The following is a 5,751-nucleotide window of genomic DNA, read 5'->3' as shown; positions in this document are numbered from 1 at the left end:
GGTTTTCAATTCTTCCGTTTCGTTATGCCACTCCCAAAAATCGTTATGACCACCACAAGAATCGTTGACTTTTACAGATGTCAAAAAATGTAAAAGTTTTTGTTCGTCAATTTCAAATGCTGTTTCCATAAAATTACTGCTAAGGTTAGGACGGGAAATTAAAGTTCAATTGAAAACTTCCGTTTAAATATCTCTAAGGTCTTTTACAGTACCATTTTCAATTTCAGAAAAGTCAAAGTCATTTTCGATTACAAACGTTGCTGTAATTTGCTTTGGTTGTCCAATCGGCTCAAGTCGTAGTAAATCGTCGTCGTCGTTTAGTGCCGTTAAAAATTCGGTTTCAGAATTTGCAGTGCCCAAAATAATCCATGGCCATCCCGATTCCGTTTCCAGATAGTAACTATTTAATTCGAAATTTCCGTTGTCACGATACAATTCTTCGCCAATTGGATAGTCTTGAAGTTCTCCAATCAATTCAAAGCTTGTTTTCTTATTTTGATAATTTTCCCCAATCTGATCCAGAATATGGTTCCGTTTATCCTGCTCGATTTTATAGGCTAAATCCTCCTGAACTTGAGATGCATTGGAAAAACCGGGGCGTTCCGTTCGGAGCAAAAAGTATTTTTCCTCATTTTGAATTTTATAAATGCTGAAAATTGTCAGTTCACTTGCCATAAATTAGTTGTAAAAATTTTATTTATTTTCAATTATACGGAGTAGATGTAAAATATAATCGTCTGAAATTAAGCTTTAAATATGCGAACTAAAATCGTATCGGATATCAAATTCTTTACAGAAATCCCGAAGGTTTCGACAACCATCCAAACCGCTAAAATTTTCAGTTAATAGTGCTTTTATATCAAGCGTAGGGTTTTGTTCTGACAGTTTTGTAATAAGAACTTTCGTGTTTTCAACATCAAAAGAGTACCAATACTCATAATCGCTGTCGGCAAAACGCTCTTTAACAAAATCGCCCAAATCTTGCCCTGAGATTAAAAGGCGCCCACTACTTATCGCAGCCCATACATTTACCGAAAGTCGGGAACCGTCCCGGTATTCGCACAGACAAATTTTTTCAACATCGTTGACAGTACTTTTTTTTAACTCCATATTCGTTTTTCTGATTCCTTTTGTACTACGCTATCGCTCCTTTTTTTACAAAACTTTTTATCTGCTTTACAAAATCCTTTTTTATTGGTTAAAATGTTCTAAAACCTGGATGATTTCTACAGCATAGTTAATTTCTAAATTCAGTGTCTGACTTCCGTCACAGCCAATTTCTACAGCATTTTCAATTTCATTGTACTTGATCATAAGTCTTGACTCCTCTATGTCCCAATAATATACATTATCAACCTCCTGGCAAAGTTGCTTTGGATACGGTTTTCTTTCATAGTCAGGATCTTCCCAAATCTCCTTGGCAATTTTAGTCAATAGCTGAATTATGTCGTCATTGTCGGAACGCGTAAGCAAACAACTTTCTCCTTTTTCGCCGTTAAGTTTTAGCGAAATACAAGTGTCGTCTCTTTGAATCAGAATGTTCCCTTTTTTAACAAACCAATTGTATATCTGATTTTCCATTTTTTGAAATTTAAACGTATTGGCTTTCCCATCCGGACAAAATGCAAGTGCTTTTCGTTCTATCAGGCGACGATTCTACGAATTAGATCGCAAACGAAAATAGTGATTATTTTCTAAAATGATCGAAATTTTAATTTTAGGTAAAATGTTATTTTTGTACACTTTTTCTTCAAAATAAACCATATCTTCCGCTGGAATTAATTTTGATTATGTTTTTTTTAAAACCATTTGATTATCCTATTTCAAACGCCATCAATCCATATGAATACGCTCAACAAAATAAAGATATTACTTGCCGTTATAACGCTTTTTAGCTGTGTACAAGGGTGTTCTCAGGAATACAAAACCGATGATCCGCTGGCGATCTATACCGGATTCTATCCGTACCAAAATGGATATGCCACTGTGGGAATCAATAAAAAATACGGATTTATTGATAAAAAAGGACGTAATGTCGTACCCTGTAAATATAGCTTTGTATTTAACTTCCACAAAGGTCTGGCAGCCGTTGAATTGGGCGATAAATATGGCCTTGTAGATACTACAGGTCGGGAAGTGGTGCCTTTTAAATATGATTTTATTGGCGGCTTTGAAGAGAGCAACAGAGCGATTGTGAAATTAAACAAAAAATGGGGGTTTATCGACAAAAACGGAAAAGAAATCATTCCGGTTATTTATGAAGATGCGGGTTATTTTAATGAAGAAATTACTACCGTTAAAGAAAACGGTCAATGGTATATCATCGATACTATGAACAACAGAAAACCGGTTCGACGTGATATCGAAAATCTTACTTCTTTTAACGAAGGACTGGCCGCTGTAAAACTCCGTGGGCAATCCGGATGGGGCTTTATGGATAAACAGGAAAAGATTGTCATTCCGCCGCTATACGAAAGTCCCTCTTCTTTTCAAAATGGCCTGGCAGAAGTAAAACGCAATGGAAAAACAGGTTTTATCAATAAAAAAGGAGAAGTGGTAGTGCCTTTACGTTATGATGGGTATCCTCATTTTAGCGATGGTATGGCGGCGGTATCCTTAAATGACAAATATGGATTTGTGAACACAAAAGGAACTTTAGTTATACCGATACAATACTCGAATGTTTATAGCTTTTATGACGGTATGGCCATCATCCCAATATCGGGAAAATATGGTTGCATCAACAAAAAAGGGGAAACCGTGATTCCGTTTGTCTATGATGAGATGTATTCCGGCGAAGGTGTTTTTGCAGTGGTGAAAGACGGAAAAGGCTATTTTATAGACGCTAAGCAAAACGTGTTGTTCCCGGAAGTCTACCAAAGTGTGGATGCCTTTAAAGACGGAGCAGCTCTGGTAAAACAAAACGGAATCTGGTTTTTTATAGACAAAAAAGGAAAACGATTATTTTAAACAGAACCGCAATCCTTATATTTTTAAAGAGATAACGATCAAATGAACTGAAATCTCCGATCGCTGTTATCGGAAGTCCTTTATAATTGATATCGCTAAATCTTCTTTATTCAGAATGTTGGAACACCAAAAACCTTTTCCCCAGGTTCCTTTACCAACATAGGTTTCCGGATATTCGAAGCTCAGAAGTGTTGCCGTTCTACTTTTTAATCGTGCGATTTTTTGAGTTATTACATTGGAATTGGAAAATACCAGCATTTCAACTTTTGAAGCATCAACTTTAAGCATTTTGATGTTCAAGCCATTAACAATTCGATCCTGATTTTCCTTACACAATTTTTCAATGTCGGATTTTAATTGGTTTATTGCTTTTTCATGAAGTAACGAAAGTTCCTGCTTCGGCGTCTTATTTAAGTATTCCGGTTTTAATTCTTTGTATAAATGATAATGGATATCGTGCTTTTCTAATTCGGCATAAGTATCGGCGAGTTTTTGCCAATTACCTCTTTTGTCCCATACGGGATATCCATTAAAAATAGTCCAGATAACATGAAATAATTGCTTGTTTTCCATAGTCTTTGAATTACACCTGATAACGCGGATTTATGTCCTTTACGGTCATTTGTTAGTGGCTTTTTAGTACTTATCGTAATACTCGTATGAATTTTTCAAGTTGTATTTTTGTTTTATTTCCTTTTCCCAGGCTAAATATTCGTCTATAAACTTATTAAAGTTACAGGGTATTCCTTTTGTCCAATACATATCTCCGTGAACGAGTAGCATTGCCCAATGAAATTCCAGTTCATGTGTGATATATTCGACGTCCTTAATGGTACGGAGTTCTTTTACGAAATAGGAATCATTTAGTTTTTCTGTTGCTAAATCGTAGTCTATCTTTCCATAATTGACCATGATGTGTTTTACCAGTTCACAGAATGAAAAATGATTAAATACGACTCCTGTCTCGTCATCCTCCAATTGAAGTCCATCGGTTAGTTGGACTGGTTTTTGTCTGTCCCAAACTTTTATTTCGGGGTTACACCAACCGGTAACGATGTCCAGTATATCGTAGGCTCTGTCTTGTAAGGTTTCATCCTCTGAAAGGTCAATTGCTACTTGTTCCATAAGTTTCCGGGCTGTTTCCTGTTGTCCGCCGGATTGTTTATAGTCAAGTAAAATCTGCTGTACGGACTTATTAAGACAGTCGCCTTGTGCTATTTTTTCTTTTAAGATTTTTTGTAGTTCGTTTTCGGTCATTCTTAGTAGTAGGTATATTCTTTGTACAACACATGTTTCACTTTTTGTTTGTTCAGGTCGTAATATCCATAAAGTACAGTCGGGTTTCCTTCATTGTCATATTCCTGGGCGACTTGAATGCGATACGACACCGTCTTTTTTCCATCGGTGGTTTCAGTCTCCGTACTTGCAATTTCCTGTATTTTATTGTTTTTGTAAATCGTTTCAATCTCTTGTATTGATTCTACAACCTCTTCCTTTTTGAAAACACTTTTGAGTAAGCGGTAATTTTTATCTAAGGTAATAATGTTTGAATAAGAACTGTCTTTCTCCGAGCGAACATTATAACTGTAATCGTCTAGCCAAATGTATTTATAGCTATTTTCGGTATGTTCTCCATCGTAAAGATGTGCTGTTTCTTTATACGATAAGGCTTTTCCTTTGCCGGAAAAAACGCTTAAAAACTCCGATTTGCCGATACTTTTAATATCCCACATCTTATTTATGGTAATAACATTGCCCATCTTATCGAACGTCATCGTAATTTTTCCGAAGGGTTTCGCTGTATTTTCGGGTATTTTTCCATCTTCAACGGTATGTATATACGTGACTACTTCTTTTACGGCTCCTTTAAGTCCGTATTCCAGTTTCTGGCTATAGGTCGTTTCGGTTGTTTTGTTTCCTTGTCCGTTACAGGAAAAGAATAGTGGAAAGAGTAAAAGTAATAGTACTATTTTTTTCATTTGTTATTTCGTTTTTACCGGATAGCGCGGATTTATAATCCGTGCCTTTAAAACGTCGGATTATATTCATTCCGATTATTGTAACCCCTGTTTTTAATCTAAATTCTCATGGCCCCACTTTGCCAATGTCGGGTCGCTTGGATCAGCATCTACAACCTGCGTTAAATCTTGTGTCCGCACTAAAGTCAGTTTTAATTTTTGTTCTAAAATAATACCCTCCAGATGCTTACTGATAAAAATATAGGTCGGAAAATCAAGTACTCTAAAAATATTCCTGCCATTTGTTTTTTCATCAATCATTTCCACTCTTGTAATAGCATCAGGCCAAAATTCATTCGGATTTATATATTTTGTTTCTTTTATATATTCGCTTTTTTCCCAGTCAAAACAATCCACTAATTCAAGGATATTCATGATCCAGAATTCTTCTTTTTGTTTTGCATAATTCGATTTACATTTAATAAACTGAATGTATTTACTATCCGGAAGCGAACTTAATATGTCTTTAAACCGGGTTGAAACAATCGGAAAGTGCCCGATTCCCATTATATAATCGGTTACTTTTGCATTTTTACTTCGGAATTTAAGGGTCGGATCTCCGATATTTTCAAGAACCACTCCTTCGAATTCTAATTTTTTGGCGTCGTTATCGATGTTCTCGATAGCGGTATAATATAGATGGCCATCTGTATGATAACTCTGTATTCTGATAAAGTTTGACATCGTATTCTTATATTTTATTCTCTGATAGTAGCGTACAATAGTCGCTTTAGAAGCTGTTTTTGAGTTGTTTTTATTTAAT

The 5,751-nt window shown here is 35.6% G+C and carries 8 protein-coding genes; 1 reads left to right on the top strand and 7 read right to left on the bottom strand.

The annotated features are described in order from the left end of the window. Positions 1 to 183: 183 nt before the first annotated feature. From Q1R07_RS13255 to Q1R07_RS13245, 3 genes are all read right to left on the bottom strand, one after another. Positions 184 to 675: a hypothetical protein gene (locus tag Q1R07_RS13255; RefSeq protein ID WP_300491127.1), complete on the bottom strand. Its 492-nt coding sequence runs from the start codon at positions 673 to 675 to the stop codon at positions 184 to 186. A 75-nt stretch (positions 676 to 750) separates the two neighbouring features. Beyond that, positions 751 to 1,110, bottom strand: a complete 360-nt coding sequence (locus Q1R07_RS13250) for a hypothetical protein (RefSeq protein WP_300491125.1) — start codon at positions 1,108 to 1,110, stop codon at positions 751 to 753. 81 nt (positions 1,111 to 1,191) lie between these two features. Continuing rightward, positions 1,192 to 1,581 carry a hypothetical protein gene (locus Q1R07_RS13245; protein WP_300491122.1) on the bottom strand — a complete coding sequence of 130 codons (390 nt, stop codon included), beginning with the start codon at positions 1,579 to 1,581 and terminating at the stop codon, positions 1,192 to 1,194. A 261-nt stretch (positions 1,582 to 1,842) separates the two neighbouring features. Between Q1R07_RS13245 and Q1R07_RS13240 the strand changes: the two genes are divergently transcribed. Then, positions 1,843 to 2,970, top strand: a complete 1,128-nt coding sequence (locus tag Q1R07_RS13240; protein ID WP_300491119.1) for a WG repeat-containing protein — start codon at positions 1,843 to 1,845, stop codon at positions 2,968 to 2,970. Positions 2,971 to 3,036: 66 nt separating this feature from the next. On the opposite strand, the gene Q1R07_RS13235 is transcribed toward Q1R07_RS13240, so the two are convergent. The 4 genes from Q1R07_RS13235 to Q1R07_RS13220 all read right to left on the bottom strand — a co-directional run. Continuing rightward, positions 3,037 to 3,543 (bottom strand): hypothetical protein, encoded by a 507-nt coding sequence (locus Q1R07_RS13235; RefSeq protein ID WP_300491116.1) that lies wholly within the window; start codon positions 3,541 to 3,543, stop codon positions 3,037 to 3,039. Positions 3,544 to 3,606: 63 nt separating this feature from the next. Further along, entirely contained in the window at positions 3,607 to 4,227 is a 621-nt protein-coding gene (locus Q1R07_RS13230; protein WP_300491113.1) for a hypothetical protein, read from the bottom strand. 2 nt (positions 4,228 to 4,229) lie between these two features. After that, entirely contained in the window at positions 4,230 to 4,949 is a 720-nt protein-coding gene (locus Q1R07_RS13225; RefSeq protein WP_300491110.1) for a hypothetical protein, read from the bottom strand. 93 nt (positions 4,950 to 5,042) lie between these two features. Next, positions 5,043 to 5,751, bottom strand: a 709-nt coding sequence (locus Q1R07_RS13220; protein WP_300491107.1) for a DUF1629 domain-containing protein, incomplete at its 5' end; no start/stop codon positions are given.

Origin of the sequence: Flavobacterium sp. (genome assembly GCF_030146175.1) — a bacterium.
GTDB lineage: Bacteria > Bacteroidota > Bacteroidia > Flavobacteriales > Flavobacteriaceae > Flavobacterium.
The sequence above is the reverse complement of the archived record's forward strand: the minus strand, read 5'-3'. Positions and strand labels throughout refer to the sequence as shown.

Bases quoted from the DNA above. Each gene is read 5' to 3' on its own strand.
- Q1R07_RS13240 (WP_300491119.1), top strand. From the start codon at position 1,843: ATGAATACGCTCAACAAAATAAAGATATTACTTGCCGTTATAACGCTT.
- Q1R07_RS13250 (WP_300491125.1), bottom strand. From the start codon at position 1,110: ATGGAGTTAAAAAAAAGTACTGTCAACGATGTTGAAAAAATTTGTCTG.
- Q1R07_RS13225 (WP_300491110.1), bottom strand. From the start codon at position 4,949: ATGAAAAAAATAGTACTATTACTTTTACTCTTTCCACTATTCTTTTCC.
- Q1R07_RS13235 (WP_300491116.1), bottom strand. From the start codon at position 3,543: ATGGAAAACAAGCAATTATTTCATGTTATCTGGACTATTTTTAATGGA.
- Q1R07_RS13255 (WP_300491127.1), bottom strand. From the start codon at position 675: ATGGCAAGTGAACTGACAATTTTCAGCATTTATAAAATTCAAAATGAG.
- Q1R07_RS13245 (WP_300491122.1), bottom strand. From the start codon at position 1,581: ATGGAAAATCAGATATACAATTGGTTTGTTAAAAAAGGGAACATTCTG.
- Q1R07_RS13230 (WP_300491113.1), bottom strand. From the start codon at position 4,227: ATGACCGAAAACGAACTACAAAAAATCTTAAAAGAAAAAATAGCACAA.